General features: G+C 74.2%; 20 protein-coding genes. 8 read left to right on the top strand and 12 right to left on the bottom strand.

Annotation, left to right across the window (positions count from 1 at the left end):
• Positions 1 to 371: 371 nt before the first annotated feature.
• Together mltG and ACIQUQ_RS15970 are read right to left on the bottom strand one after the other, a co-directional pair.
• Positions 372 to 1,322, bottom strand: a complete 951-nt coding sequence (gene mltG / locus ACIQUQ_RS15965) for an endolytic transglycosylase MltG (protein ID WP_403975931.1) — start codon at positions 1,320 to 1,322, stop codon at positions 372 to 374.
• Between the two features lie 24 nt (positions 1,323 to 1,346).
• Positions 1,347 to 3,179, bottom strand: a complete 1,833-nt coding sequence (locus ACIQUQ_RS15970) for an ABC transporter ATP-binding protein (protein ID WP_403976281.1) — start codon at positions 3,177 to 3,179, stop codon at positions 1,347 to 1,349.
• A 209-nt stretch (positions 3,180 to 3,388) separates the two neighbouring features.
• On the opposite strand from ACIQUQ_RS15970, the gene ACIQUQ_RS15975 reads away from it, so the two are divergent.
• The 4 genes from ACIQUQ_RS15975 (at position 3,389) to ACIQUQ_RS15990 (ending at position 10,489) form a co-directional block, all read left to right on the top strand.
• Positions 3,389 to 3,826, top strand: coding sequence for a MarR family winged helix-turn-helix transcriptional regulator (locus ACIQUQ_RS15975; RefSeq protein ID WP_403976284.1), 438 nt, complete (start codon positions 3,389 to 3,391; stop codon positions 3,824 to 3,826).
• 19 nt (positions 3,827 to 3,845) lie between these two features.
• Positions 3,846 to 6,785, top strand: a complete 2,940-nt coding sequence (locus tag ACIQUQ_RS15980; RefSeq protein ID WP_403975933.1) for an FAD-binding and (Fe-S)-binding domain-containing protein — start codon at positions 3,846 to 3,848, stop codon at positions 6,783 to 6,785.
• Between the two features lie 78 nt (positions 6,786 to 6,863).
• Positions 6,864 to 8,711, top strand: a complete 1,848-nt coding sequence (locus tag ACIQUQ_RS15985; RefSeq protein ID WP_403975935.1) for an ABC transporter transmembrane domain-containing protein — start codon at positions 6,864 to 6,866, stop codon at positions 8,709 to 8,711.
• Entirely contained in the window at positions 8,708 to 10,489 is a 1,782-nt protein-coding gene (locus tag ACIQUQ_RS15990; RefSeq protein WP_403975938.1) for an ABC transporter ATP-binding protein, read from the top strand. The genes ACIQUQ_RS15985 and ACIQUQ_RS15990 overlap by 4 nt, the downstream gene beginning before the upstream one ends.
• A gap of 81 nt (positions 10,490 to 10,570) precedes the next feature.
• On the opposite strand, the gene ACIQUQ_RS15995 is transcribed toward ACIQUQ_RS15990, so the two are convergent.
• Positions 10,571 to 11,809, bottom strand: coding sequence for a hypothetical protein (locus ACIQUQ_RS15995; protein WP_403975940.1), 1,239 nt, complete (start codon positions 11,807 to 11,809; stop codon positions 10,571 to 10,573).
• 167 nt (positions 11,810 to 11,976) lie between these two features.
• Positions 11,977 to 12,768, bottom strand: a complete 792-nt coding sequence (locus tag ACIQUQ_RS16000; protein WP_403975942.1) for a metal-dependent hydrolase — start codon at positions 12,766 to 12,768, stop codon at positions 11,977 to 11,979.
• Positions 12,769 to 12,913: 145 nt separating this feature from the next.
• On the opposite strand from ACIQUQ_RS16000, the gene ACIQUQ_RS16005 reads away from it, so the two are divergent.
• The 3 genes from ACIQUQ_RS16005 (at position 12,914) to ACIQUQ_RS16015 (ending at position 16,798) form a co-directional block, all read left to right on the top strand.
• Positions 12,914 to 15,427 carry a DEAD/DEAH box helicase gene (locus ACIQUQ_RS16005; RefSeq protein WP_403975944.1) on the top strand — a complete coding sequence of 838 codons (2,514 nt, stop codon included), beginning with the start codon at positions 12,914 to 12,916 and terminating at the stop codon, positions 15,425 to 15,427.
• A 79-nt stretch (positions 15,428 to 15,506) separates the two neighbouring features.
• The gene (locus tag ACIQUQ_RS16010) at positions 15,507 to 16,385 is read left to right on the top strand and encodes an acyl-CoA thioesterase (protein ID WP_399948093.1); all 879 of its coding nucleotides are present in this window, start codon (positions 15,507 to 15,509) and stop codon (positions 16,383 to 16,385) included.
• A gap of 5 nt (positions 16,386 to 16,390) precedes the next feature.
• Positions 16,391 to 16,798 carry a YchJ family protein gene (locus ACIQUQ_RS16015; protein ID WP_403975946.1) on the top strand — a complete coding sequence of 136 codons (408 nt, stop codon included), beginning with the start codon at positions 16,391 to 16,393 and terminating at the stop codon, positions 16,796 to 16,798.
• Here ACIQUQ_RS16015 and ACIQUQ_RS16020 read toward each other — a convergent pair.
• The 7 genes from ACIQUQ_RS16020 to ACIQUQ_RS16050 form a co-directional block, all read right to left on the bottom strand.
• Complete coding sequence (locus ACIQUQ_RS16020) at positions 16,715 to 17,629, bottom strand: DUF6397 family protein (protein ID WP_403975949.1); 915 nt, start codon at positions 17,627 to 17,629, stop codon at positions 16,715 to 16,717. The two genes, ACIQUQ_RS16015 and ACIQUQ_RS16020, sit on opposite strands and share 84 nt — an antisense overlap.
• Positions 17,630 to 17,802: 173 nt before the next feature.
• Positions 17,803 to 18,198, bottom strand: coding sequence for a roadblock/LC7 domain-containing protein (locus ACIQUQ_RS16025; RefSeq protein ID WP_399948087.1), 396 nt, complete (start codon positions 18,196 to 18,198; stop codon positions 17,803 to 17,805).
• 274 nt (positions 18,199 to 18,472) lie between these two features.
• Positions 18,473 to 19,090 (bottom strand): GTP-binding protein, encoded by a 618-nt coding sequence (locus tag ACIQUQ_RS16030; protein WP_403975951.1) that lies wholly within the window; start codon positions 19,088 to 19,090, stop codon positions 18,473 to 18,475.
• A complete protein-coding gene (locus ACIQUQ_RS16035; RefSeq protein WP_403975953.1) occupies positions 19,090 to 19,473 on the bottom strand; it encodes a DUF742 domain-containing protein in 384 nt (127 codons plus the stop codon). Before ACIQUQ_RS16035 ends, ACIQUQ_RS16030 begins: the two co-directional genes overlap by 1 nt.
• Positions 19,474 to 19,490: 17 nt before the next feature.
• The gene (locus tag ACIQUQ_RS16040) at positions 19,491 to 19,910 is read right to left on the bottom strand and encodes a roadblock/LC7 domain-containing protein (RefSeq protein WP_403976286.1); all 420 of its coding nucleotides are present in this window, start codon (positions 19,908 to 19,910) and stop codon (positions 19,491 to 19,493) included.
• Between the two features lie 20 nt (positions 19,911 to 19,930).
• Complete coding sequence (locus tag ACIQUQ_RS16045) at positions 19,931 to 22,648, bottom strand: nitrate- and nitrite sensing domain-containing protein (RefSeq protein WP_403975956.1); 2,718 nt, start codon at positions 22,646 to 22,648, stop codon at positions 19,931 to 19,933.
• Positions 22,649 to 22,752: 104 nt separating this feature from the next.
• Entirely contained in the window at positions 22,753 to 23,529 is a 777-nt protein-coding gene (locus ACIQUQ_RS16050; RefSeq protein WP_403975958.1) for an MHYT domain-containing protein, read from the bottom strand.
• A gap of 159 nt (positions 23,530 to 23,688) precedes the next feature.
• Here ACIQUQ_RS16050 and ACIQUQ_RS16055 point away from each other — a divergent pair, with 159 nt between their 5' ends.
• On the top strand, positions 23,689 to 24,288 hold the full coding sequence (locus ACIQUQ_RS16055; protein WP_403975960.1) for a class I SAM-dependent methyltransferase: 600 nt from the start codon (positions 23,689 to 23,691) through the stop codon (positions 24,286 to 24,288).
• Here the strand turns inward: ACIQUQ_RS16055 and ACIQUQ_RS16060 are convergent.
• Positions 24,279 to 25,196: an oxygenase MpaB family protein gene (locus tag ACIQUQ_RS16060; RefSeq protein WP_403975962.1), complete on the bottom strand. Its 918-nt coding sequence runs from the start codon at positions 25,194 to 25,196 to the stop codon at positions 24,279 to 24,281. The two genes, ACIQUQ_RS16055 and ACIQUQ_RS16060, sit on opposite strands and share 10 nt — an antisense overlap.
• Positions 25,197 to 25,354: the final 158 nt, after the last annotated feature.

Consider the following 25,354-nt stretch of genomic DNA (forward strand, 5'->3'; position numbering starts at 1 on the left):
GCCCTGGCCCGGAGCCGCGGCGGTCCCCGAAGTCCGCCACCTGCGCGCCGGCGCGGAGCACCCGACCCCGGCCCGAGCCGGGACCCCCTCGCCTGCGCCCGGGCCACCCCGGGAACCCAGACCGGCGGACCCGCACCCGGTGCCGCCCCGCCGCCGGGCGGACCCCCCTCCCCGGACCGCAGCCCGACGGCTGAACGGAATCCCGGCCGACGCCGCAGGGCCCTGCCGCTCGCCCGCCGGCGGAGCACGTTGCGGGTCGCGGGCGGGGATGCGACGGGGGCCACGGCGTCCGGTGCCGGACCGGGACCGGACGCCGCGCCGGCCGGCGGCGGGTGCCCGGCGACGGCTCGGATCGGCATGCGCCGGCCGTCTCAGTCCCCCGTGCCCCGCTCCGACGCGCGGCGTTCCGCGTTGAAGGCTTCGACGTGCCTCTGGTGTTCCTCGTACGTGGTGCTGAAGCGGGTGTCGCCCGGGCGGACGGTGACGAAGAACAGCCAGTCCCCGGCTGCCGGGGAGACCGCCGCGCGCAGGGCGGCGAGGCCCGGGTTGCCGATCGGGGTGGGCGGGAGGCCCTGGCGGCGGTAGGTGTTGAAGGGGCTGTCGAGGCGGGTGTCGGCCAGGCTGACGTCGAGGGTGTGCCGGTCGAGCGCGTAGTTGAGCGTGGAGTCCATCTGGAGCGGCATCGAGCGGGCCAGCCGGTTGTGGATCACCCGCGCGACGCGGGGCCGGTCGGCCGGGGCGTCGGCCTCCGCCTCGATCAGGCTGGCCAGCGTCGCGACCTGGTACGGCGTCATCCCCCGGGCCCGGGCCGCCCCCGCGATCCCGGCGCCCGCCAGCCGTTCGTTGGCCGTGTCGACCATGTACCGGAGGAGCCCCTCCGGCGTCGCCTTCGAGGTGACCGGGTAGGTCGCCGGGAACAGGTACCCCTCGGGGTTGCCCTTGGCCTCCGGCGGCAGCGCGAGCCCCGCGCGCGGGACGGCGGCCCGGGTGGTGCCGGGCGCCAGGCCCAGGGCCCGGTCCACGGCGGCGTACACCTGCGGGGCGCGCCAGCCCTCCGGGACGAGCAGCCGGCGCGGCTGCTCGGGCGGCACGTCGCCGCCGGTCAGCCGGGGTAGGAGCACCAGGCAGCCGGTGCCGGCCAGCATGGCCAGGAACAGCAGCAGCCGGCCGCGCCGGGTCAGCCGGGGGCGCCGGCGCGGCGGCCGGCCGGGGCCGGCGGCGCGCCGGGAGTAGCCGGACGGCCCGACGGGCCCGAGGGAGCCGACGGGGTCGAGGGAGCCGAGCGGGCCGGATCGGGAGCGGCCGGGACGGGAGCGGCGCATGCGGGCACGCTAACCCGCCGGCCGTTACATTTCCGGCATTGCGGGCGCCAGCTCGGCGTCCCGGCGGACCAGGGCGGCGTACCGGCCTTCGGCGGCCAGCAGCTCCCGGTGGGTGCCGCGCTCGGCGATGCGCCCGGAGTCCAGCACCACGATCTGGTCGGCGTCGCGCACCGTGGAGAGGCGGTGGGCGATGGTGATGGTGGTGCGGCCGCGCGAGAGGGCCTCGATGGCCGTCTGGACGGCGTGCTCGGTCCGGGTGTCGAGGGCGCTGGTGGCCTCGTCGAGGATCAGCACCGGCGGGTCGCGCAGGATGGTGCGGGCGATGGCCAGGCGCTGCTTCTCGCCACCGGAGAAGCGGTAGCCGCGCTCGCCGACCAGGGTGTCGTACCCGTCGGGCAGCCCCGCGATGTGGTCGTGGATCTGCGCGGCGCGCGCGGCCTCCTCGATCTCCTCGTCGGTGGCGTCCGGCTTGGCGAAGCGCAGGTTGTCGGCGACGGAGGCGTGGAAGAGGTACGTCTCCTGGGAGACCACGCCCACCGAGCGGGCGAGGGAGTCGAAGTCCAGGTCGCGCACGTCCACCCCGTCGAGGGTGACCCGGCCGCCCGTGACGTCGTACAGGCGCGGCACGAGGTAGCTGAGGGTGCTCTTGCCGGAGCCGGTGGGGCCGACCACGGCCAGGGAGCCGCCGGCGGGGACGGTGATGTCCAGGCCGGTGAGGGTGGGGCCGTGCTGGGGGTCGTAGGCGAAGTCCACGTCCTCGAAGCGCAGCTCGCCCTTGGCCGTCTCCAGGCGGACGGGGTCGGGCCGCTCGGTGATGTCCACCGGCAGGTCGAGGTACTCGAAGATCCTCGCGAACAGGGCGAGGGAGGTCTGCATCTGCACGCCGGTGGACAGCAGGCTCACGGCGGGCCGGAAGAGGCCCTGCTGGAGGGTGACGAAGGCGACCAGGGTGCCGACGGAGAGCGAGGGGGCGCCGGACTGGAGGGCGATGCCGGCGGCCCAGTAGATCAGGGCGGGCATGGCGGCCATCACGATGCCGATGGTCGACATGCGCCAGCGGCCGGCCATGCTGGAGCGGACCTCCAGGGAGACCAGCCGCTCGGACTCCTCCGCGAACGACCGGGTGAGGGAGTCGGCGCGGCCCATGGTGCGGCCGAGCAGGATGCCGCTGACCGAGAGGGACTCGGTGACGGTGGCGGCCATGGCGGCCATCTGCTTCTGGCGCTGGGTGGTGATCTTCTTGCGCTCGCGGCCGACCCGGCGGCTGATCCACACGAAGACGGGCAGCAGGAGCAGCGAGACGAGGGTGAGCCGCCAGTCGAGCGCGAGCATGGCGACGACCGAGGCGACCACCGCGGTCAGGTTGGAGACCAGGGAGGTCGCGGTGGAGGTGACCGTGGCCTGCATGCCGCCGATGTCGTTGGCGATGCGGGACTGCACCTCGCCGGTGCGGGTCCGGGTGAAGAAGGCCAGCGGCATTCGCTGAAGCTGGGCGTAGACGGCGGTGCGCAGGTCGTGCATGACGCGCTGGCCGACCGTGGTCGAGATGAGGGTCTGGAGCACGCCGAAGACGCTGGTGACGACCGCGGTGGCGATCATCCCGAGCGCGAGCAGGCTGAGCAGTCCGGTGCGGCCCTCGGGGATGGCGGTGTCGAGGATCTCGCGCAGCAGGAACGGCGAGGCCACCGAGACCAGCGACGACGCGGCGACGAGCAGGCCCACCAGCGCGAGCCGGCCGCGGTACGGGCGGAACAGGCGCACGATGCGGCGGAGCTCGCGGGGCTGCTCGGCCGGGTCGGGGCGGCTGGGATCGAGGGGGCGGGACGCGGGGGTCCAGTCGGGTCCGTGCGGGTGCATGGGCTCCTTCAGGAGGTGCGGCGACAGTGCCATGGGGAGCGTAGCTCATTGTTACCTATACTCACAATGAACATGGTCCTGATAGTGTTCCCGGCATGAGCAGCACCGCGCCCGCCGCCTCTCCCGCGCCCGGACCCGAGACCGGACCCGGACCCGAGACCGGATCCGAGGCCGAGCCCGGACCCGGACCCGACCGCACCGGTCCGGACATGGCCCCCGACCCAGACGGCCTGCTGGCCGAGCAGCTGCTGCGGGTCACCCGCCGGCTGCACCGCATCCAGAAGCGCCACCTGGAGCCGCTCGGCATCACCCCGGCCCAGTCCCGGCTGCTGCGCACCGTGGCCCACTGGGACGCGCCGCCCCGGATGGCCGACCTGGCGGCCCGCCTGGAGGTCGTTCCCCGGGCGGTCACCAGCCTGGTCGACGGCCTGGAGGCGGCCGACTGCGTACGCCGCGCCCCCGACCCCGCCAACCGCCGCGTGGTCCGCGTGGAGCTCACCGACACCGGCCGCGCCACGCTGCGGCGGCTGCGCAACGCGCGGCGGGAGGCGGCAGAGGAGATCCTGGCTCCATTGACCGCCGGCCAGCGCGAGGTGCTCGGCGGTCTGCTGACCGCTCTGGCCGAGGGGCCCGAGCCGCGCTGCTGAGAAGGCGAGGGGTCGCACGATGCCGCTGCTGGAGCCGAAGCCCGGGGCGCTGAGGCCCCGTACGATCACCGGCCCCTCCCCCGACCGGGTGCCCGAGCGGATGGCCCACGGCACCCCCGAAGGGCTGCGCGACGACCTCACCGCGCTGCTGGGCGCCGACAAGGTGCTGTGGAAGGTCTCCGACCTGGTCCGGTACGCCTCCGACGCCTCGCCCTACCGCTTCGTGCCGCAGGTGGTGGTCGTCGCCGAGGACGTGGACGACGTGTCCGCCGTGCTCTCGTACGCCCACGGCCGGGGCCGCGAGGTGGTCTTCCGGGCCGCCGGCACCTCCCTCAACGGCCAGGCGCAGGGGGAGGACATCCTGGTCGACGTGCGACGCCACTGGTCCGGCGTCGAGGTGCTGGACGAGGGCCGCCGCGCCCGGATCCGGCCGGGCACCACCGTGGTACGGGCCAACGCCGCGCTCGCCCGGTACGGCCGGGTGCTGGGCCCGGACCCCGCGAGCGCCATCGCCTGCACCCTCGGCGGGGTGGTGGCGAACAACGCCTCCGGCATGACCGCGGGGACGACCAGGAACGCGTACCGCACCCTCTCCTCGCTCACCTTCGTGCTGCCCGGCGGCACGGTGGTGGACACCGCCGACCCGCTCGCCGACGAGGAGCTGGCCCGCGCCGAACCGGCCCTGTGCGCCGGGCTGATGGAGATCAAGCGGGAGATCGAGGCCGACCCGGAGCTGGTGGCCCGGATCCGCGCCAAGTACGAGATCAAGAACACCAACGGCTACCGGCTGGACGCCTACCTCGACGGCACCACCCCGGTGGAGATCCTGCGCGGGCTGATGGTCGGCTCGGAGGGCACCTTCGGCTTCATCTCCGAGACCGTCTTCGACACCCTGCCGCTGGACCGGCTGCTCAGCACCGCCCTGCTGTTCTTCCCGTCGCTGCCCGCCGCCGCGGCCGCGGTCCCGGCGTTCAACGCGGCCGGGGCCCTCGCCGTCGAGCTGATGGACGGCAACACCCTGCGCGCCTCGGTGTCCGTCGCGGGCGTGCCCGCGGACTGGGCCGGGCTGCCCAGGGACACCACCGCCCTGCTCGTGGAGTTCCGCGCCCCCGACGAGGCCGGACGGGCCGAGTACGAGCGGCGGGCGGCCGAGGTGCTGGCGGGGCTGGAGCTGGTCGCGCCCGTCGCCTCGGTGACCAACGCCTTCACCCGCGACCCGGCCGTCATCGCCGGCTACTGGAAGGCCCGCAAGGCGTTCGTCACGGCCGTCGGCGGCGCCCGCGCCTCCGGCACCACCCTGATCACCGAGGACTTCGCCGTCCCGCCCGCCCGGCTGGCCGAGGCCTGCCAGGCCCTGCTCACGCTCCAGGCCGAGCACGGCTTCGACGCCGCCGTCGCGGGCCACGCCGCCCACGGCAACCTGCACTTCCTGCTGGCCTTCGACGCCGCGAAGCCCGCGGACGTCGAGCGGTACGCGGCCTTCATGGACGCCTTCTGCCGCCTCACCGTCGAGCGCTTCGACGGCTCCCTCAAGGCCGAGCACGCCACCGGCCGCAACATCGCCCCCTTCCTGGAGCTGGAATGGGGCCCGCGCGCCACCGAAATCATGTGGCGCACCAAGCGGGTCGTCGACCCGGACGGGGTGCTCGCGCCGCGCATCGTGCTGGACCGCGACCCGGACGCGCACCTGCGGGGCCTGAAGACCATCCCCGAGGTGGAGGCCGTCGGCGACCCGTGCATCGAGTGCGGGTTCTGCGAACCGACCTGCCCCAGCCGGGACCTGACGACCACACCGCGCCAGCGCATCGTGCTGCGCCGCGAGATGATGCGGCAGAGTCCCGGCTCCCCGGTGCTCGACGGGCTGCTCGGGGACTACGGGTACGACGCCGTCGACACCTGTGCCGGCGACTCCACCTGCGGCCTGGCCTGCCCCGTCGGCATCGACACCGGCGCCCTGATGAAGGAGTTCCGGCACCGCCGCCACACCCCCCGCGAGGAACGCGCCGCGGAGCTGGCGGCCCGCGGATTCGGGGCCGTCGAGCACGCCGCCCGGCTGGCCGTGGCCGCCGCCGACGCCGTCACCCGCCGGGTCGGCGACGCCCCGCTGCGCGCCCTGACCGGCGCCGCGCGCAAGGCCGTACACCCCGACCTCGTACCGGAGTGGCTGCCGCAGGTCCCCGGCGCCGCCGCCCGCGCCCTGCCGCCCTCGGCCTCCCGCGCCCGGGCCGCGGCCGTCTACTACCCGGCGTGCGTCAACCGGATCTTCGGCGGGCCGGACGACACCGCGGGGCACTCGCTCGCCGAGGCCGTGGTGGCCGTGTCGGCGCGGGCGGGCAAGCCGGTGTGGATCCCGGAGGACGTGACGGGCACCTGCTGCGCCACCATCTGGCACTCCAAGGGCTACCGGGCCGGCACCGAGGTGATGGCCAACAGGATCGTGGAGGCCGCCTGGGGCTGGACCGCCGGCGGGCGGCTGCCCCTGGTCGTGGACGCCTCCTCCTGCACCCTGGGCATCGCGCACGAGGTGGTGCCGTACCTCACGGACGACAACCGGGCCCTGCACGCCGAACTCACCGTCGTGGACTCGGTGGTGTGGGCCGCCGAGGAACTGCTGCCGCACCTGTCCGTGCTGCGCCGGGCCGGCTCCGCCGTGCTGCACCCCACCTGCTCGATGCGGCACCTGGGCGACGAGGCGCACCTGGCGGCCGTGGCGCGGGCCTGCGCGGAGGAGGTGGTGGTGCCGGACGACGCGGGCTGCTGCGCCTTCGCCGGCGACCGGGGGATGCTGCACCCGGAACTGACCGCGTCGGCCACCGCGAAGGAGGCGGCCGAGGTGCTGGCCCGGCCCTACGACCTGCACCTGTCGGCGAACCGGATGTGCGAGGTCGGCATGGACCGGGCCACCGGGCGCTCGTACCGCTCCGTGCTCCTGGAGCTGGAGCGGGCCACCCGCCCCTGACGCGAAAATCGATTGCCCCGGTGCCTCCGGGAAGGCGAACCTTGCACGGTTTGGACCACTCACCGTGTCTGGGGCGTCATGCAGATCAGCGACCTTCCGTATCCGGATCCCGGAGAACCCGACGCACGGTCAGGCCCCCGGTTCCTGCTGTGGCTGGGCCGCAACCAGCTCGGCGGCCAGCTCAAGAGCTTCGCCTGGGGCGTCCTGCACTTCTGCGGCGTCGCCGGCCTGCCGTTCGCGGTCGGCCTCGGCGTCGAGGCGGTCGTCGACCGCGACGGCGGGCGGCTCGCCCAGGTGGGCCTGCTGCTCCTGGCGTTCGGCGTGGCGATCTCGCTCGGCGACACGATGCTGCACCGCACCGCGGTCACCAACTGGATCACCGCCGCGGCCCGGGTGCAGCAACTGCTGGCCCGCAAGACCGCGGAGCTGGGCTCGGCGCTGACCCGCCGGGTCGCCGCGGGCGAGGTGGTGGCCGTCTCCACCGGCGACGTGGAGAAGATCGGCTGGTTCGTCGAGGCGGTCTCCCGTTTCCTGGCCGCCGTCTTCTCGATCGTGGTGATCGTCGTCGGGATGCTGGTGTACGCGCCCGCGCTCGGCGTGGTCGTGGCGGTCGGCGTGCCCGTGCTGGCCCTGGCCGTGCTGCCGCTGCTGCCGCACGCCACGAAGCGGGCCGACGCACAGCGCGAGAAGGCCGGCAAGGCCACCGAACTGGCCTCCGACACCGTCGCGGGACTGCGCGTGCTGCGCGGGATCGGCGGCGAGGAACTCTTCCTGGGCCGGTACCGCGAGGCCTCGCAGGCGGTCCGCAGGGCGGCCGTGCGCAGCGCCCGGATGTGGGCGCTGATCTCGGCGGTCCAGGTCCTGCTGCCGGGTCTGCTGCTGCTGGCCGTCGTCTGGTACGGGGCCACGCTGGCCCTTGAGGGGAGGATCGCGGTCGGTGAACTCGTCGCGGTCTTCAGCGCGGTGGCGCTGATGCTGTACCCGCTGCGGCACTTCGAGGAGATCGCGATGGCGTACTCCTTCTCGCGGCCGTCCGCGAAACGGGCGGCCCGGGTGCTGACGCTCACGCGCACCGAGGGCGAGCCGCCCGGGACCGCGGCCGGGTCCGCGGACGCGCCGGAGCCGCCGCAGGGCGGGGACCTCTACGACCCGGAGTCCGGCGTCCTGGCCCCGGAGGGGCTGCTGACCGCCGTGGTGTGCGGCGACCCCGACCTCGCCGGGCGGCTGGCGGAGCGGCTGGGCGGGCATCCCGCCGGGGCCGCGGAGGGACCGTCGGTGCTGCTGGGCGGGGTGGCCCTGGGCGACCTGCCGCTGGAGACGGCGCGGGAGCTGGTGCTGGTGCAGGACAAGGACCCGGTGCTGCTCTCCGGGACGCTGCGCGAGCTGTTCGACGTACCGGCCTCCGGGCAGGTGGCGGCGGGCGAGGCGCTGACGGCGGCGCAGTGCGGGGACGTGCTCGACGCGCTGCTCCAGTCGGCGCCCGAGGGGGTGACCGACCCGATGGACGCGCGGATCACGGAACGCGGCCGGTCCCTGTCCGGCGGGCAGCGGCAGCGGCTGGCGCTGGCGCGTTCGCTGGTGACCGACCCGGCCGTGCTGGTGCTGGACGAGCCGACCTCCGCCGTCGACTCGCACACCGAGGCGCGGATCGCGGAGGGCGTCGCCGCGCTGCGGGCGGGCCGCACCACCGTGGTGCTGGCCTCCTCGCCGCTGCTGCTGGACCGCGCGGACCGGGTGGTCCTGGTCCACGAGGGGCAGGCGGCGGCGGTCGGCAGCCACAGGGAGCTGCTGTCCCGCGACCGCCGGTACCGGGCCGTGGTGACCCGCGAGACCGACGAGGAGCGGGGGACGGCGGAGCCCGAGGCCCTGTCAGGGCTGGACGTCGGCGGACTGGAAGAACTCTCCGAGATCGAGGAGTCGGCATGATCGGCGTGGCGCCACCGGAGTACGACCCGGCGGCCCCGGAATCGGCCGCGACGCTGCCGGTGGGCACCCCGGCGACGGTACGCGCGTACGTGGGCGGGCTGCTGCGGCGGCACCGCCGCGCGTTCGTGACGCTGGTGACGGTGAACGCCGTCGCCGTGGTCGCCTCGCTGGTCGGCCCGTACCTGCTGGGCCGGGTGGTGGACGACCTCGCGGCCGGTGCCCGGGAACTCCATCTGGGCCGCGTCGGAGTGCTGTTCGCGGCCGCGCTGGCCGTCCAGACGGTGTTCACCCGCATGGTGCGGCTGCGCGGCGCGATGCTCGGCGAGGAGATGCTGGCCGACTTGCGCGAGGACTTCCTCGTGCGGTCGGTCGGGCTGCCGCCGGGCGTGCTGGAGCGGGCCGGCACGGGCGACCTGCTGTCCCGGATCACCACGGACGTCGACCGGCTGGCCAACGCGATGCGCGAGGCCGTGCCGCAGCTGTCCATCGGCGTCGTGTGGGCCGGGCTGCTGTACGGCGCGCTCGCGGTGACCGCGCCGCCGCTGGCGCTGGCCGCGCTGGTGGCCCTGCCCGTGCTGGTGATCGGCTGCCGCTGGTACTTCCGGCGGGCCCCCTCGGCGTACCGCTCGGAGGCGGCCGGGTACGCGGCGGTGGCGGCGGTGCTCGCCGAGACCGTGGACGCCGGCCGCACCGTGGAGGCGCACCGGCTGGGCCGCGGGCGGATCGAGCTGTCCGAGCGGCGGATCAAGGAGTGGACGGCCTGGGAGAGGTACACCCTCTTCCTGCGGTCCGTCCTCTTCCCCGTCATCAACGTCACGTACGTGACCATCCTCGCCGCGGTGCTGCTGATCGGCGGGTGGTGCGTGCTCCAGGGCTGGATGACGGTCGGCCAGCTGACCACGGGCGCGCTGCTGGCGCAGATGATGGTGGACCCGATCGGCCTGATCCTGCGCTGGTACGACGAGCTCCAGATCGCCCAGGTGTCGATCGCCCGGCTGGTCGGCGTGCGGGACATCGAGCCCGACGCGGGCGACCCGGACACCGTGCCGGCGGGCCGCGAGGTGCGGGCCGACGACGTGCGCTTCGGCTACCGCGAGGGCGTCGACGTGCTGCACGAGGTGTCCATGGCGGTGCCGCCGGGCACCCGGATGGCGCTGGTCGGCCCCTCGGGCGCCGGCAAGTCGACGCTGGGCCGGCTGCTGGCCGGCATCTACGGGCCGCGCGCGGGCGAGGTGACGCTCGGCGGGGCCCGGCTGGCGGAGATGCCGGCGGAGCGGGTGCGGGAGCACGTGGCGCTGGTCAACCAGGAGCACCACGTCTTCGTCGGCACGCTGCGGGACAACCTGCGGCTGGCCAGGACGGGTGCCGAGGACGCGGAGCTGTGGGCGGCGCTGGGTGCCGTCGACGCGGAGGGCTGGGCGCGGGCCCTGGAGCAGGGCCTCGACACGGAGGTGGGCTCGGGGGGCACCGCGCTGACCCCGGCTCAGGCGCAGCAGATCGCGCTGGCGCGGCTGGTGCTGGCCGATCCGCACACGCTGGTGCTGGACGAGGCGACCTCGCTGCTGGACCCGCGGGCTGCCCGGCACCTGGAGCGGTCCCTGGCGCGGGTGCTGGACGGGCGTACCGTCGTGGCGATCGCGCACCGGCTGCACACCGCGCACGACGCGGACGTGATCGCGGTCGTCGAGGGCGGCCGGATCAGCGAGCTGGGCAGTCACGACGAGCTGGTCGCGGCGGACGGTGCGTACGCGGCGCTGTGGCGGTCCTGGCACGGGTGAGGCCCTCGATGCCGGTGTGGTGACGGCGGGCCCCTGCCTTCGGGTGGGGGCCCGCCGTCGTCGTGCGGGGACGTGCCGGGACTACGAGCCGCCGGCCGGCAGGGTCGCCTGCTTCGAGGCGCAGGTCCAGATCACCGGGTGCATCACGTCGGCGGCGTCCACCGCGAAGCCGCCGACCTGGTCGTGGTCGGTGACGGTGAACGCTCCGGCGTGCGCGGTCGGGGTGGCGGCCAGCCGGGGCAGGCCGAGCAGCGGGCCGCTGCCCTTCCAGTAGGTGGCCTGGTACGGCGGGGCGGTCTCCGGCGGCCAGGGACCGACGATGGTGGAGTCGGAGGCCGTGCCGACGCTGACGTTCGTGGTCGGGCTGATGTCCTCGAAGGTGCTCTGCGTGCGGTCGCCGAGGCCGGGCGCGTGGGTGACGGCCGCGTACGGGGGCAGCCAGTGGGCGCCGTTGGAGATCAGGGTGTGCGTGAAGCCGTAGGTGCCGGCGATCCGGCCGGACTCGTCGATGTCGCGCGGCTCGTACTTGCTGTACGTGTCGCCGGGGTGGACGTCCGGGAGCTCGGTGGGCGGGGTGGCCGGGTCGGCGGCCCAGAGCAGGCCGGCGTCGTAGCCCTCGTCGCCGACGAGGCCGAAGCCGTCGCCGACGATCCGGCCGGCGTTGTTGATGCCGCTGACCCCTTCGAGGCGTGTCATGTGCGGGGGCAGGGGCAGTTCGCGGCGGAGGCTGCCGCCGGACCACTCCAGGCCGGTCATGCCGCCCGCCGTGCGGCGGTAGCCGACCGCGCGGCCCCAGTCGTTGACGTCGGTGGCGTGGGTGCCGCCGGGCAGGATGCCGACGGCGGGGGCGCCGGGGAAGTAGCGGAAGGCGAGCGGCGCCAGGCCCGGCCCGGAGACCGAACCGACCATCAGGCCCCAGCGGTTGACCGCCTCCACGACGCCTGTGGTGTAGCCGGACGGCAGCGGGACGGCGTGCACGGCGGTGCCCGTCCAGTAGACCGGTCGGTTCTGCGAGCGGCCCACGGAGAGGCCGAGCGGGCCGATGCCGCGGACCTCGGTGGTGGCCATCCAGGGGCGCGGGTCCTCGCCGGGCCCCGGCAGGGAGGCGAGCACCCGGATCGACGGGGTGCAGCCGGTGCCGGTGAGGGTGCCCGCGGTGCCGCCGGCGGCCCGCGCCGTGGCCTGGTGCCCCGCCGCCTGTCCGGCGGCCTCCTGTCCCGCGGCCGCGTGTGCCGGTGCCGCGAGCGCCAGTGCGGCGAGTACGGTCCCCGCGGCCGCCGTGCCGACCGCTCTCCGGGTCGTGCCCTTGCTCGTGCGCATGCCGTGTCCCCCCAGTCATGTGCGAGCCGACGGACCTGACGGCTCGTCGGCAGACATCATGTACGCCTCAACCCTGGATGCCCACCCCGCCACGCACGGCCGTGGCAGGGCTGTTACGGGACGCCGGGACGGCCCCGCGGACAAGGGTCGTGATCGCCGGACGGGCCTTAGATGAAGTTCAGGGCCGCCGCTCCGCCCACGCCGCCGAGCAGCATGAACACCGGCATGAGCACCTTCAGCTCCACCCAGCTGCCGGCCCGGAAGCGCATCGCCTTCGGCGGGCCGACGGGGTACCAGCGCTTCCCGGCGATCGGGATCGGCCACAGCACGGGGCAGCCGGAGACGGTCAGTGCGTCGCCCAGGTCGTGGACCAGGGCGCCCAGCACGATGGGCAGGCCCAGCCACAGGTACTCCTGGCCGGGACCGGTGAACAGCCAGTCCGCCCCGTTGCCCGGCTTGTCCAGCACGCCGGCGAGGATCCAGGCGCTGGTCGCGCCGAGCAGCCAGACCAGCACGTCGCTCGACATCCGGGCGGCCCGCCATAGCAGGCCCTCCACCGCGAGGACGAGGTGGACGAAGAGGATCGCGAGCACGCCCCAGCGGTCCCCGGTGACGGCGATGGCGGAGGAACCGCCGCCGATCAGCACCGCCCACAGCCAGGTGTGGGTCAGCGTCCGGTGGCCCCCCGACCGCCGCGGGTCGCGCGGGGTGCGGGTGGCCTTGTAGACGGCGTAGGAGATCTTGTCGACCACCTCGCACAGGCCGCGCGACAGCGGGCCGAACGCGCGCGAGATGGTGGCGGACTTGTGGTCGAGGTCGGGGGCGAGGGCCGCCCCGGCGCAGATCAGCGCCCCGACGACCAGCACCGGCCACGGCATGGGGTGGCCCGCGGCCGCTGCCGCCGCTCCCACCCCCAGCCAGGCCGCTGCCCCGGAAAGTGAGTGTGCCGGACCCATCATGCTCGTCCCCGCCCCAGTGGTGTGGTGTGTTCTGGCCCCGTTGACGGCGTCGCGCGGGCCCGGTCGACGGCACAGCGTAGCGTTGACGATCTTCGTTGGGCCCTCCGGTTCCCTCTTCGGGGGAGAAGCCAGGCAAGATGGGGGCGTGACCCTCATTGATCAGCTGCCGCCCACCGCCGACCCCGATGCCCTCTTCGAGGCCTTCTCCACGTGGGCCGAGGACCAGGGCATCTCCCTGTACCCGGCTCAGGAAGAGGCGCTGATCGAGGTCGTCTCGGGCGCGAACGTCATCCTCTCCACCCCCACCGGCTCCGGTAAGAGCCTGGTCGCGGCCGGCGCGCACTTCACCGCCCTGGCCCAGGACAAGGTCACCTTCTACACGGCGCCGATCAAGGCACTGGTGTCGGAGAAGTTCTTCGACCTGTGCAAGCTCTTCGGCACCGAGAACGTCGGCATGCTGACCGGCGACGCCTCCGTGAACGCCGACGCGCCCGTCATCTGCTGCACCGCCGAGGTGCTGGCCTCCATCGCCCTGCGCGACGGCAAGCACGCCGACATCGGCCAGGTCGTCATGGACGAGTTCCACTTCTACGCGGAGCCCGACCGCGGCTGGGCCTGGCAGATCCCGCTCCTGGAACTCCCCCAGGCGCAGTTCATCCTCATGTCGGCCACCCTCGGCGACGTGTCCCGCTTCGAGGAGGACCTGACCCGGCGCACCGGGCGGCCCACCTCCGTGGTCCGGTCCGCGACCCGTCCCGTGCCGCTGTCGTACGAGTACGTCACCACCCCCATCACCGACACCCTCACCGAGCTGCTGGAGACCAAGCAGGCGCCGGTCTACATCGTCCACTTCACCCAGGCCCAGGCGGTCGAGCGGGCGCAGTCGCTGATGAGCATCAACATGTGCACCCGCGAGGAGAAGGACCGGATCGCCGAGCTGATCGGCAGCTTCCGCTTCACCACCAAGTTCGGCCAGAACCTCTCCCGCTACGTCCGCCACGGCATCGGCGTCCACCACGCCGGCATGCTGCCCAAGTACCGGCGCCTGGTGGAGAAGCTCGCCCAGGCCGGCCTGCTGAAGGTCATCTGCGGCACCGACACCCTCGGCGTGGGCGTCAACGTGCCCATCCGCACCGTGCTGTTCACCGCCCTCACCAAGTACGACGGCAACCGGGTGCGGACGCTGCGCGCCCGTGAGTTCCACCAGATCGCCGGCCGCGCCGGCCGGGCCGGCTTCGACACCGCGGGCTTCGTCGTCGCCCAGGCCCCCGAGCACGTGATCGAGAACGAGAAGGCCCTCGCCAAGGCCGGGGACGACCCGAAGAAGCGCCGCAAGGTGGTCCGCAAGAAGGCCCCCGAGGGCTTCGTCGGCTGGACCGAGAACACCTTCGAGAAGCTCATCGCCTCCGAGCCCGAGCCGCTCACCTCCCGCTTCAAGGTCACCAACATCATGCTGCTCTCGGTGATCGCCCGGCCCGGCAACGCCTTCGAGGCGATGCGCCGCCTGCTGGAGGACAACCACGAGCCGCGCAAGAACCAGCTGCGCCACATCCGCCGCGCCATCGCGATCTACCGCTCCCTGCTGGACGGCGGGGTCGTCGAGCAGCTCGACACCCCCGACGCCGAGGGCCGCACCATCCGGCTGACGGTGGACCTCCAGCAGGACTTCGCCCTCAACCAGCCCCTGTCGACCTTCGCGCTCGCCTCCTTCGACCTCCTCGACCCGGAATCGCCCTCCTACGCCCTGGACATGGTCTCGGTGGTGGAGTCCACCCTCGACGACCCGCGCCAGATCCTGGCCGCCCAGCAGAACAAGGCCCGGGGCGAGGCCGTCGGCGCCATGAAGGCGGACGGCGTCGAGTACGAGGAGCGGATGGAGCGCCTGCAGGACATCTCCTACCCCAAGCCCCTCGAAGAGCTCCTCGTGCACGCCTACGACGTGTACCGCAAGAGCCACCCGTGGGTGGGCGACCACCCCGTCTCGCCCAAGTCCGTGATCCGCGACATGTACGAACGGGCGCTCTCCTTCACCGAGTTCACCTCCTTCTACGAACTGGCCCGCACCGAGGGCATCGTGCTGCGCTACCTCGCGAGCGCGTACAAGGCGCTGGACCACACCATCCCGGACGACCTGAAGTCCGAGGACCTGGAGGACCTCATCGCCTGGCTGGGCGAGATGGTCCGCCAGGTCGACTCCAGCCTGCTCGACGAGTGGGAGCAGCTCGCCAACCCGGAGCTGGAGACGGCCGAGGAGGCCCAGGAGAAGGCCGACCAGGTCAAGCCGGTCACCGCCAACGCGCGCGCCTTCCGGGTCCTGGTCCGCAACGCCATGTTCCGCCGCGTGGAACTGGCGGCCTTCGACGACGTCGCCGAGCTGGGCCGGATGGACGAGGAGTCCGGCTGGGACGCCGACGCCTGGGGCGAGGCGATGGACGCCTACTGGGACGAGTACGACGACCTGGGCACCGGCCCCGACGCCCGCGGCCCGAAGCTCCTCATGATCGAGGAAGACGCGGCGCACGGCCTGTGGCGCGTCCGCCAGACCTTCGCCGACCCCAACGGCGACCATGACTGGGGCATCAGCGCCGAGGTCGATCTCGCGGCCTCCGACGAGGAGGGCCGGGCCGTGCTCCGGGTCACCTCCGTCGGCCAGCTCTGACGCACGGCGCCCCGACCGCCCGCCCCGCCCGCGCGCGGGAACACGTCCGCCGGAACCCGACCGCAGTGGAGGCCCCCTGATGACCAGCCCCGCCGAAAGACTCGTGGACCTGCTCGACCTGGAGCAGATCGAGGTCAACATCTTCCGCGGCCGCAGTCCGCAGGAATCCCTCCAGCGGGTCTTCGGCGGGCAGGTCGCGGGCCAGGCCCTGGTGGCGGCCGGCCGCACCACCGAGGGGGACCGCCCGGTCCACTCGCTGCACGCGTACTTCCTGCGCCCGGGCATCCCGGGCGTGCCCATCGTGTACCAGGTGGAGCGGGTGCGCGACGGCCGCTCCTTCACAACCCGCCGGGTCACCGCCGTGCAGCAGGGCCGCACCATCTTCAACCTCACCGCCTCCTTCCACCAGCCGGAGGAGGGCAGCATCGAGCACCAGCTGCCCCCGCGGCACCTCGTCCCGCCGGACACGCTCCCGAACCTCGCGGACGAGATCCGCGAGCACCTCGGCACGCTGCCCGAGGCCCTGGAGCGGATGGCCCGCCGCCAGCCCTTCGACATCCGCTACGTGGACCGGCTCCGCTGGACCTCCGAGGAGGTCAAGGACGCCGACCCGCGCAGCGCCGTCTGGATGCGCGCCGTCGGACCACTGGGCGACGACCCGCTCGTGCACACCTGCGCGCTGACCTACGCCAGCGACATGACCCTCCTCGACGCCGTGCGCATCCCCGTGGAACCCCTCTGGGGCCCCCGCGGCTTCGACATGGCCTCCCTGGACCACGCCATGTGGTTCCACCGTCCCTTCCGGGCCGACGAGTGGTTCCTGTACGACCAGGAGTCCCCCATCGCCCACGGCGGCCGGGGCCTGGCCCGCGGCCGGATCTACGACGTCGAGGGACGCCTCCTGGTCTCCGTGGTCCAAGAGGGACTCTTCCGCCCCTACGCCTCCCTGAAGGGCTGACCCGCGTGCCCACCCCGCCCCCGACCGCCCCCTGCCCCTGCGGGCTGCCCGCCGACTACGCGAACTGCTGCGGCCGGTACCACTCCGGCGCCCAGCAGGCGCCCACCGCCGAGCTGCTGATGCGCTCGCGCTTCAGCGCCTTCGCCGTCGGCGACGTGCCGTACCTGCTGCGGTCCTGGCACGCCTCGACCCGCCCGCCCCGGCTCGACCTCGACCCGGACCAGCAGTGGGTGCGGCTGGAGATCCTGGGCGCGGAGCGCGGCGCCCTCTTCGACACGGAGGGCTCGGTCGAGTTCCGGGCGCACTATCGCGAGGGCGGCCACACCGGCTCACTCCACGAGAACAGCTCCTTCGCCCGCGAGCGCGGCGCCTGGGTCTACGTGGGCCCGCTCTCGCCCGTCGTCTTCGACTGACCCGCGGGGCGACCCGCACCCCGCCCCGGGCCCCGCTCCGGACCGCGCCTCGGTCAGGGCCAGTCCCAGGCTGGCCCGGTACCAGAGCACCTCGTCCGGCTGCTGCGCCCGGAGCAGCGGAGCCGCCACCGCGGCCGCGGCCGGTGCGTACGGGTGCCCGTACGGCGGCGGGGGTGCGAGGCCGGCCAGCAGGGTCCGCTCCCCCGCGTCCGGCACCACCCCGGCCAGCTCCCCTTCCGTCAGCACCGAGGCGATGACGGCGGCCCGCTCCCAGGGATCCGCGGTACGTCTCAGCCGGAGCCCGGTGTACCGCCCGCGCCAGTTGCGGGCCCGTACGTCCGCCCCGGCACCGAGCCGCTCGCGGTCCTCCGGCGGCAGCGGACCGGCCAGCAGCTCCGGCCGCCGCTCCCCGAACTCCCGCAGCTCCCCGGCGAGGTAGAGCCAGACCAGGGCGCGGTACCGGTTCACGCGGTAGCCGGCCGGGGTGACGTACCCGCACCGGGCGAGGGAGCGCAGCCGCTCCGTACCCGTGCCCAGGAGTTCGGCGCCGGTGACGGTGCCCACGGTGCGTACCCGCTCGCGGAGCGCCTCGGGGAAGCCCTCCCGGCACCTGATCCGGTCGAGCCCGGTGCGGCTGAACCGCTCCGGGCCGGCGTCCGGCCGTAACAGCCCCATCTCCAGGGCCGTTTCGAACTCGGCGCGCCGCAGGCCCAGTTCCTCCGCCGCCCGGGCGAACCCCACGGTCCGCAGCGGACCCCGGCGCGGGCCCGGGACGATCGCGTCCGGTCCGGATCCCGCGGTCCGCGTGACGGCATGCTGCATCGTGCTCATGTCGGTCTCCTCCACGAGTCGTTGACCACTCTGTGTGAAGACCGTAACTCAGCGCGACGAAATCCGCTCAGGCCTGTGGAAAACTCCGCAGGGCCCCGTCAGCCCTGCCCGTCCTGTCCGTCCTGTCAGCCATTTCAGCCCCGCCCGAGTCGCCCGCCCCGGCCGGCCCGCCCTCAGTCGACGCGGCTGCGCTCCTCCACGCCGAGGTGCTCACCGACCCGGTTGACCAGCAGCGTCATCTCGTACGCCACCTGACCGATGTCGGCCTCCGCCGCGCTCAGCACGCACAGGCTGCTGCCCGGCCCCGCGGCCATCACGAAGAGCGTCCCCTCGTCGTACTCGACCATCGTCTGCCGCACCTGTCCGGCCCTGAAGTGCATGCCGGACCCCTTGGCCAGGCTCTGCAGCCCGGCCGACACCGCGGCCAGGTGCTCCGCGTCGGCCCGCTCCAACCCGCTGCTCGCCCCGGTGACCAGTCCGTCGTTGGACAGCACGATCGCGTGCCGCACCTGGTCCACCCTGCGCATCAGATCGTCAAGCAACCAGTCGAGCTGCCTGTCCAGCGCCATGTCGTCGCCCTCCCCGTTCGCGCGGTCGCCCCCGTCCCCGCGTACCTGTCCCGCCAGCCAACCCCACCAGCGGCTTTCGGGCAAGGCGCAGGCCCGGTTGGTGGTGAGAATGACCAAAGAGGAGTGGCGGGCGGGAAGGCCCCGGTCACGGGCATGATCCGGTCCGCCGGGCGTTCTCCCAGACGGGAGGGGCTCGCACCGCCCCGATCCGGTGCCTCCCCGGCGCCTCGGGACCTGGCCCCCGGCACCCCCGCAGCGCTGTCAAGAGCGCCGTTCAGGCCTGCCCCGGCGGCGACCCGACCGACTCCAGCAGCCGCGCGGTGTGCACCCGCCCCGCGTACTCGACCAGCCTGATGAGCACTTCCTTCCCCGAGTCCTTGTCCCGCGCGTCACACAGCACCACCGGTGTCCCCTGGTCCAGGTCCAGCGCGCGGGCCACGTCGTGCGCCCCGTAACGCCGCGCCCCCACGAAACAGTTGACCGCCACCACGAAGGGGATGTGCCGGTGCTCGAAGTAGTCCACGGCGGGGAAGCAGTCCTCCAGCCGCCGGGTGTCCGCCAGCACCACCGCGCCCAGCGCCCCCTGCGACAGCTCGTCCCACAGGAACCAGAAGCGGTCCTGCCCCGGCGTCCCGAACAGGTACAGCGACAGCCCTGAACGGATCGTGATCCGTCCGAAGTCCATGGCCACGGTCGTGGTCCGCTTCTGGTCGACGCCCCCGGTGTCGTCGACCAGCTCGCCGGCCTCGCTGAGGAGCTCCTCGGTGCGCAGCGGGCGTATCTCGCTCACCGCGCCGACCAGGGTGGTCTTGCCCACCCCGAAGCCCCCCGCCACCAGAATCTTCAGCGCGAGGGCGGCCGGATCCCCGGCCGAGCCGTCGACATGTCCCATCACAGCGCTCGCAATCCCTCGATGACTTCACGCAGAATCCGCTCGTCCGGCAGCTGCGCCGGCGGTACGGGGCGGCTCACCCGGACGTGGCCCGCCTCCAGAAGGTCCCCGAGCAGTACGCGCACCACGCCGACCGGCAGGTCCGCCTCCGCCGCGAGTTCCGCGACCGACTGGGTCTCGTCGCGGCAGAGGCCCAGCAGGGCCCGGTGTTCGGGGCCGAGGAGCGACTCGGCCGCCGCGTCCAGCCCTTCGGGGTCGACGACCACCAGCGCGATCAGGTCGAAGCGCACCCCGCTGGGCCCCGGCTTCGTGCGCCCGCCGGTCATCGCGTACGGACGTACAAGCGGGCCCGCGTCGGCGTCGTACCAGCGTCCACCCGTCATCTGCCCGGCCCGTCCCGTCAGCCCGCGGCCGGCGGCCGCGCCGCGGACCGCGGCGGTGTGTAGAGGTGTTCGCCGACCCGCTTGACCAGGCGGGCCATCTCGTAGGCGATGAGGCCGATGTCGGCGGAGGCGGCGCTGAGCACGGCGAGGCACGAGCCGTCCCCGGCCGCGGCGACGAAGAGGAAGCCGTCGTCCATCTCGACCATGGTCTGGCGCACTCCGCCGGTGCGGAAGTGCCGGCCCGTGCCCTTGGCGAGGCTGTGGAACCCGGAGGCCACGGCCGCCAGGTGCTCGGCGTCCTCGCGGGTGAGCGCGCTGGAGGCGCCCACGGCCAGGCCGTCGTTGGACAGCACCACGGCGTGCCGGACCTCGCGGACCCGCGCCACCATGTCGTCCAGCAGCCAGTCGAGTTCGCCGGACCGGCGGGCCGTGTCCATGTCGGGTCTGTGGTGTTCGATCACGACTGGTCTCCTTCGGTGGCTGCGTTCTTGGCGTCGTCGGTGCCCCGGGCCCAGCCGGCGCGGTAGGCGGCCATCCGGTCGCGGGCCTCCTCGGGGGTGCGGCCCGGGGGGTCCTCGGGGGCGCGGGAACCGGCGGCGGGAGCGGGTGCCGGGGCCTCGCGCAGCTGCGGGACGAGGCTGGCCTGGCGTACCCGGCGGGGCAGTTCGGTGACCCCGGCCGGAAGGGGGCCAGCCGGGGACGGCGGGGCGGGCGGGACCTGCGGGGAGGTCCCGGGAGCCGAGTTGCGTACGCCCGCCCCCGCGGCACCCCGCGGGCGCAGCGCCGCCACCGGGGCCGGGGGGTGCTCGCCCTCGGGCGGACCGGCCGGACCGGGGCGGCTCCGCTCGGCGGGTGCGGGGCCTGGCCGGTCCGAAGGGGCTGGGGCGGGACGGCCGGCGGGGTCGGGTCCCGAACGGTCGGCGGGGCGGATGCCGTTGCCCGCGCCGGGGAGCGCTCCGTCGAGTGGGAAGGCACCGTCGGCGGGAGCGGGCCGGCCGGCCGGGGCGTGGCGGGCTTCGACCTGACGGGCGCCGCGCACGGAGATCAGCGGCTCGGGCTCCTCGTCGCGGGGCCGGCCGCCGGGGCGCTCGTCCTCGCCGATGGTCAGGGCCCCCTGCAGCAGCGCGGTCGGGAGCAGGACCACCGCCGTGGTGCCACCGTACGGTGACATGCGCAAGTGCACTTTCACATGGTGCCGGGCGGCCAGTCGGCTCACCACGAACAGGCCGAGCCGGTCGCTGTCGAAGAGGTCCAGGGCCTCGGACTGCTCGATCCGCCGGTTGGCCTCGGCGAGCGTCTCGGGGCCCATGCCCAGGCCGCGGTCCTCGACCTCCAGGACGTAGCCGTTGCCGACGGGCTCCCCGCTCACCCGGACCTTGGTGTGCGGCGGAGAGAAGGTGGCGGCGTTCTCGATGAGTTCGGCCAGCAGGTGGGTGAGGTCGGCGACGGCCGCGCCGATGACGGAGGCCTCCGCCAGCTGCCGGACCTCGATCCGAGGGTAGTCCTCGATCTCGGAGACGGCGGCGCGGACGACGTTGGTGAGCGCCACCGGCATCCGCCAGGCCCGGCCGGGCGCGGCTCCCGAGAGGATGATCAGGCTCTCGGCGTGCCGGCGCATGCGGGTGGTGAGGTGGTCGAGGCGGAAGAGGTCGCCGAGTTCGCTGGGGTCGTCGGCGCGGCGTTCCATGGAGTCGAGCAGGCTGAGCTGGCGGTGGACGAGGACCTGGCTGCGGCGCGCGAGGTTGACGAAGACCCCGGAGACGCCGCTGGCCAGTTCGGCGCGTTCGACGGCGGCGCTGAGCGCGGCCCGGTGGACGGTGGAGAGCGCCTCGCCGACCTGTGCGATCTCGTCCTCGGCCGGGTGTCCGGGCGGCGCCTCGGCGGTGGCGTCGACGTCCTGTCCGGCGCGCAGCCGGTCCATGGCCCAGGGGAGTTTGTGGTGGGCGATCTCCAGGGCGCCGTTGCGCAGGGAGACCAGCTCGACGACCAGGCCCCGGCCGATCCGCACCGAGATCACGAGGGAGGCGGCGACGGCGACGAGGCCGAACAGGACTGCGGCGCCGGCCACGCTGACGAGTCCGCCGTAGAGGGGGTCGGTCCGGTGGGCGCTGCCGGTGTGCCCGGCGGCTTCGGCCTCGCGCATGGCGTCGGCCACGGCGCCGTGGGCGGCTTCCCAGTCGGCGGGCACGGTGCGGACGGGCTGCTTGCCGGGGGCGGCGAGGGCTCCGGTGAGCTTGTTCTCCGCCAGGGTCAGCACGGTGTGTGCGGCACCCCTGGTGGTGGCCCGCCAGTCCGCGCGGACCGCGGCGGGGAGGTCGGGGGCGACCGCGGCGACGAGGGTGCGGCGGCTCGCGACGGCACCGGTGAACCGGCGGAGCGTCTCGGTCGTGAGCGTGCCCTTGGCGTCGCGCTGGGCGAGCAGGGCGTCCTCGCGGGAGAGGAGTTCGGCGGCCCGGGCGAAGTCGAGCAGGACCCGGGCGTCGGTGCCGCGGTCGCCGTCCTGGCTGCCGGCGAGCGCGCCGCCGACGGCGAAGGCGCTGTCGATCACACGGGTGTACGTGTCGAAGACCGCGGACGGTGTGGCCTTGGGGGCGCCGGTGTCGGAGCGGGCGGCCGTCAGGGCGCCCGCGTCGCGGACGAAGGTGCGGAGGCGGGCGGCGACGCTCGGGGGGTAGTCGCCGGCGTCTGCGACGGTGTGCCGGTCGCCGAGCCGGAGTGCGGCCAGGGCGGTGTCGGTGCGCCGGCCCTGGGTTTCGAGGGCGGCGGCGCGGTCCGGGGCGGGGGCGGCGGCGTTGCGTACGGCGGCGATACGTTCCGCCTGGAGTTCGGTGACCGCCTTGGCCAGGGGGATGCGGATCTCGGTGTCCACCTGCTGGAGGCGGCTCAGGCGGGCCACGTCCTGGGCGGTGCTGACGGTGGCGAAGGCCCAGAGGGCGAGCAGGGACACCACGGGCACCATGAGGAGCGAGACGATCTTGGCGCGGACGGTGCGGGGGCGCAGGCCGGGGCGGCGGCGTTGGGGGGCGGCGGCCGGGGCGGGGTGGGGGTCCGGGAGCGGGTGGCGGTCCGCGGGGTGTTCCTCGGCCGGGGGGCCCGCGTGCGCGCGGCGGCCGCGCGCCGGGGGCGCGGGCAGGGCGGGCGCTGCTGCGTCCGGGGTCCTGCGGGGTGTGCGCATGAGCTCCTCGTTCCGGATGACGGTGCGGCGGGTCGCGGGCGGGCGGACGGGGGCGGGCCCGGCGGGGCGGGCGCGCGGGGCGGGCGCGAGGTGGTTGGGATGTGTCAGTGGGCGGGGGCCCCGGCACCGAGCCGCTGGGCCGAGGCGGAGGCGGCGCGTTCGTCCGCGGTCGGGGAGAGCGCGACGAAGGCGGAGGTGAGGAAGAGGTACGAGCCGAGGCCCACGGCCAGGGGGAAGACGAACTGCATCGCGGTGGCGCCGGGGAGGGCCGCGTCGGAGGGGGCCACGGTGACCGAGACGGCCATCATCCCGGTGTAGTGCATGCTGCTGACGGCGGCGCCCATGACCAGGGAGGCGACGGCGACGGCCACCGGCGACTTGATGTTGAGGGCGGCCCAGAGCGCGGCGGTCGCGGCGACGACGGCGATGGCGACGGAGATGCCGACGGTGAGGGGGTCGTATGACATGTCACCGTGCAATCGCAGTGCGGCCATGCCGAGGTAGTGCATGCTCGCCACGCCGAGGCCGGTGGTGAGGCCGCCGAGGACGAGGGCACGGCCGCGGTCCTTGCCGTAGCCGACGGCGAACACCCCGGCGCCGACCACGGCCATGGCGACGAGCAGGCTCAGGATGGTCAGCGGCACGTTGTAGTGGATCTCGGTGCCGGTGACGCTGAAGCCGAGCATCGCGACGAAGTGCATGGTCCAGATGCCGGTGCCGATGGCGGAGGCGGCGGTCAGCAGCCAGTTGCGCCGGGAGCGTCCGGTCGCGCCGAGCGCGCGGACGGTGCAGCGCAGCCCGAGGGCGGCGCCGATGGAGGCCATCACGTATGACAGCACGGGGGTCAGCCAGCCGAAGGCCGCGTGGTCCAGGTGTCCCATGGCCCCGGGACGCTAGTCCGGGTGAGGGCGCGAACAAGGGGCGCATTTCGAAAGCTGCTGGAATATGACAGAGATACGTTCTCGTACGATCACACCGGGTGGCATGGTGCACACGGAATGTATGACGGGCACCGCACTCCCGTGGGGGATCATGGGCGCATGAGCGACGACCACACACACGTCCAGGAGTTCTTCGGCGCCCGGGCGGCCGCCTGGGACACCAAGTTCCCCGACGACGCCCCCGCCTTCGAGGCCGCGGTGGCGGAGTTCGGCCTGCACCCGGGCGACCGCGTCCTGGACGCCGGCTGCGGCACCGGGCGCGCCCTGACCCCGCTGCGCCGGGCCGTGGGCCCGTCCGGCACCGTCGTCGGCGCCGACCTCACGCCCGAGATGCTGGCCCGGGCCGTCGCGGCCGGGCGCGACCGCGCCGGCGCTCTGCTGTGCGCGGACGTGGCCCGCCTGCCGCTGCGGGACGGCTGCCTCGACGCGGTCTTCGCCGCGGGGCTCATCGCCCACCTGCCCGAACCCGCCGAGAACCTAAGGGAGTTGGCACGCGTCGTGCGTCCCGGCGGCCGGCTGGCGCTGTTCCACCCGATCGGCCGCGCCGCACTGGCGGCTCGCCACGGCCGCCGGCTGACCCCGGACGACCTGCGCGCCGAGGCCAACCTCGGCCCGCTGCTGGCCGGTTCGGGCTGGCGGATGGTGTCGTACGCCGACGAGGACGCCCGTTTCCTGGCCCTGGCGGTACGTCAGGACTGACGGCCGGCGTCCTCGGCCATGGCCTCCCGCAGCTCGTGCGGCACCGGGCAGCCGCGGACGCCGGGCACCGGGAAGGTGCCGAGGGCGGACACCTCGTACCCGTCCGGGTAGCCCTTGATCTCGGGGTTCTGGCGGGCGTAGTGCGGGGCCCTGCGCGGCGGCATCAGGCGGACGGCCCGGCCCCGCAGCCGCAGGGCGCCGCGGACCAGGGCGCGGACCGCCGGGCGCGGGGGCTCGTACCGGAAGGCCGCCAGCAGCGGCTCGTCGAGCAGGGCGAGGCTGGCCGCCTTCAGCGCGGGCGCGAGCGGGGCCGGGTACCAGGAGGCCATCAGCCCGAGGGTGGCGTCGGAGACCTTGCGGCCGCCCTCGTCCCAGCCGAAGTGCTCCTTCTCGTAGGCGTCGAGGAAGGCCTCGAACTCCTCGAAGGTGGCGGGGATGTCCTGGATGCCCATGTGACGCCCCAGTGTGGCGTAGTACCGCGCCGCGGCGCGGGTCTCGTGCCCCGTCATGGGGCGCCAGCCGTAGACGTCCATCCAGCGCTTGGGGATCACGACGAAGGTGCACAGGACGTAGCGCATGTCGTCGTTGGAGATGTCGTAGCTGCGGTGCATCCGGTTGATGCGGCGGATCGCCGTGCGGCCCTGCTCGCTGTCGAAGCCGTGCTCGACGACCGCGTCGAGGAGGAGCGCGGTGTCGTCGTACCGCTTCTGCGGGCGCTCGGTGAACTCGGCGGTCTCGGCGAGCAGCCGTCCGATGCTGGGGACGGCGTACGTGCGGTACAGGGCGAGCTCCAGGGCCCGGGTGAAGTCCCACGGGAACTCGTAGGTGGCGGTCAGCCGGTAGATCGTGAGGAAGTCCTTCTCGGGGTCGAGCCGGAGGATCTCCTTGAGCCGGTCGTAACGCTTCACCTGGTTCCCCTTCAGTCGCGGAACCCCAACTCTACGTGCGGGAACATGCTTTGGCAGACGGATATCCGGCCCGTGCGCAGCGGTCGGCCCGGGCTCCCGGGCGGGGTGACGCGGGGGTGCCGCCGGGGGTGGCGGGGGCGTGCGGTACGGCGTGGCCG

The organism is Streptomyces sp. NPDC101118 (genome assembly GCF_044759445.1).
In the GTDB taxonomy this organism is placed as follows: Bacteria; Actinomycetota; Actinomycetes; order Streptomycetales; family Streptomycetaceae; genus Streptomyces.